Source organism: Roseibium sp. (genome assembly GCF_025698965.1).
Taxonomy (GTDB): domain Bacteria; phylum Pseudomonadota; class Alphaproteobacteria; order Rhizobiales; family Stappiaceae; genus Roseibium.
On record NZ_JAILWL010000653.1, the window covers coordinates 1 to 2752 of the forward strand.

Consider the following 2752-nt stretch of genomic DNA (forward strand, 5'->3'; position numbering starts at 1 on the left):
CGAAGCGCATCGCGACGGCCTCATGGCTCTTTATGCCTATAACGCCGAAATTGCTCGTGTACGGGAAATTGTTTCAGAACCCTTGCCTGGTGAGGTCCGCCTGCAATGGTGGAAGGACCTTCTGGATGGAACCGAACACGGTGCTGCTGCAGCGAACCCGGTGGCCAGCACCCTTTTGCAGACAGTTGAAAAGTACCAGTTGCCAAAGCAAGGTTTGATCGCGATGGCTGAAGCGCGGATCTTTGATCTTTATAACGATCCGATGCCGAAGCTGAATGATCTGGAAGGATACACCGGAGAAACGGTTTCAGGCCTGATCCAGCTTGCTTGCCTTGTGCTCAACGAGGGCAAGGACGCCGGAACTGCGACCGCTGCTGGACATGCGGGTGTTGCATATGGCTTGACCGGCTTGATGCGCGCTCTGCCGTGGCATGCAGCACGGCGGCAATTGTATCTGCCCAAGGACGTCCTGAACCGCCATAATGTCGATCCCACAACGATCTTCAAAGGCGAAACCACGCCAGAGCTGCGAGCCGCTTTGAAAGAAATGCGCGACCATGTTCGCCATCATCTCGGGCGGGTCAGGCAAGCATCGGGAGATGTTCCGGACCGGTGTCTGCCTGCATTTCTGCCACTGACACTGACAGGTCCGTATCTGCGCAAGCTCGAAGATCCCGGATTTGATCCGTTGAAGCAGGTGGCTGAAATATCCCAGCTTCGCCGACAGTGGATCCTGTGGCGAAGTTCAGGAAAGAGCCTCGACCGGGTGCATTAAAAACCGCGACGCACCGCATCGCGGTTCTATTGTCTTCCTGTCCTGTCAGACTATTCCGCTGCCGATTTATGCAATCCGAGCTCGACTTGCCAATGGGCAAAGTCCGCCTTGGCGCGATTGGTCATGGCGAGTTTTTTGGCCTTGGCTTTTTCCTTGCCTTTCAAGCGTTTTCCGCTGTCGTCCTTACTTGGAGCCTCGACAGGCGGAAACAAACCGAAATTGACGTTCATCGGTTGGAAGGATTTGGGTTTGCCGGCACCATCGTCACGCGAAATATGTCCCTCGGTGATGTGCCCGAGAAGGGCGCCCATCGCGGTGGTCTCCGGCGGTCTGACGATGTCTTGCCCGCGCGCCTCCATTACGCTGAATATTCCAGCCAGACAGCCGACGCTTGCCGATTCGACATAGCCTTCGCATCCGGTGATCTGGCCTGCAAAGCGCAAACGTGGATCGGATTTTAAACGCAGTGCTTTATCGAGAACTTTGGGTGAATTCAGGAAAGTATTGCGGTGAAGGCCGCCAAGGCGCGCAAATTGAGCCTGTTCAAGCCCTGGGATCATCCTGAAGATGTCTGCCTGCGAACCATATTTCAGTTTCGTCTGAAACCCGACCATGTTGTATAGCGTGCCAAGGGCATTGTCCTGACGCAGCTGAACAACCGCGTAAGCCTTGACGTCCGGATTGTGGGCGTTGGTGAGCCCCATTGGTTTCATCGGGCCGTGCCTGAGTGTCTCCCGACCCCGCGACGCCATCACCTCAATCGGCAGGCATCCGTCAAAATAGGGGGTGTTGGCTTCCCATTCCTTGAAGTCCGCACTCTCACCAGCCAGAAGGGCATCGATAAAGGCTTCGTACTGTTCCTTGTCCAGAGGACAGTTGAGATAGTCCTTGCCTGTGCCGCCCGGACCAACCTTGTCGTATCGTGACTGAAACCAGGCTTTCGACAAGTCAATCGATTCGAAATGCACGATGGGTGCGATGGCGTCGAAAAAGGCGAGGGCATCCTCACCGCTCTTTTCAAGAACCGCTTGAGAAAGGGCAGGTGATGTCAACGGTCCGGTTGCAATGATGACATGTTGCCAGTCCGCTGGGGGTAAGCCGGCGATCTCCTCGCGCTCAATCGAGATATTTGGATGATTTTCCAACGCTTGAGTTACTGCGTCGGAGAACCCGTGGCGATCAACCGCCAGGGCACTGCCAGCAGGCACCTGATTGGCGTCTGCCGCTGTCATGATCAGGCTGCCAAGCTGACGAAGTTCGTGATGAATCAGTCCGACAGCATTTTGCTCTGAATCGTCCGATCGAAAGGAGTTGGAGCAAACCAGTTCAGCCAGGCCCTGGGTCTGATGCGCATCGGTTTTCCGCACTGGCCGCATTTCGTGGAGAACAACGTTCAGGCCTGCTTGTGCGATTTGCCAGGCGGCCTCGGATCCGGCGAGTCCTCCGCCGATAACGTGAATAGGGGGCATTGTGTTTCCCTGGGGCATGGCCGGGTACTCGAAGCAATCGGTTTACCGTGCAAACCGGCCGAAAAAGTCTTGGCCCTCTATTAACTCCAACTCGGGTTTACCGCAATGTTGGACACAGGCGTCTTTCATTCAACGGGCAGCACCTTCAGTGAAGGCCTCTCCGTGAACAGACGCACCTAAAAAGCAAAAAAAACGCCTGCCGGTGGGAGGAGGTTCCGGCAGGCGTTTTCATCATGCTCTGCACTCAAGGTGCAGAGAAGTACGGCCCGAAGAATTGGGAGGAGGAGATCTTCAGGCCGCGAAACTTGTTATTTTGCAGACATACGAGCGTAGCGAGCGATGTCTGACCGGGCGATACCCAGATCGTTCAGCTCACGGTTGCTCAGGTTGGACAGCTCGTCATAGGTCTGACGGAAGCGTTTCCAGTTGTTGAATTTGCGTACTACAGTATCGATCATGATTTAGGCCTTTCGCTATCTCATGGCCATGGCACCGCGGATCGGCGTCT

General features: G+C 55.3%; 3 protein-coding genes. 1 reads left to right on the plus strand and 2 read right to left on the minus strand.

The genetic code is table 11. The features are described 5' to 3' along the window. Window positions 1-775, plus strand: a 775-nt coding sequence (locus tag K5905_RS31135; RefSeq protein WP_297591594.1) for a phytoene/squalene synthase family protein, incomplete at its 5' end; no start/stop codon positions are given. A gap of 50 nt (window positions 776-825) precedes the next feature. Here K5905_RS31135 and trmFO read toward each other — a convergent pair. Then, window positions 826-2244, minus strand: a complete 1419-nt coding sequence (gene trmFO / locus K5905_RS31140; protein WP_297591595.1) for a methylenetetrahydrofolate--tRNA-(uracil(54)-C(5))-methyltransferase (FADH(2)-oxidizing) TrmFO — start codon at window positions 2242-2244, stop codon at window positions 826-828. Between the two features lie 308 nt (window positions 2245-2552). Then, the gene (locus K5905_RS31145) at window positions 2553-2702 is read right to left on the minus strand and encodes a DUF1127 domain-containing protein (protein WP_297591596.1); all 150 of its coding nucleotides are present in this window, start codon (window positions 2700-2702) and stop codon (window positions 2553-2555) included. Window positions 2703-2752 lie beyond the last annotated feature (50 nt).

Coding starts and splice junctions, on each gene's coding strand:
- K5905_RS31145 (WP_297591596.1), bottom strand. CDS start 2,702: ATGATCGATACTGTAGTACGCAAATTCAACAACTGGAAACGCTTCCGT.
- trmFO (WP_297591595.1), bottom strand. CDS start 2,244: ATGCCCCCTATTCACGTTATCGGCGGAGGACTCGCCGGATCCGAGGCC.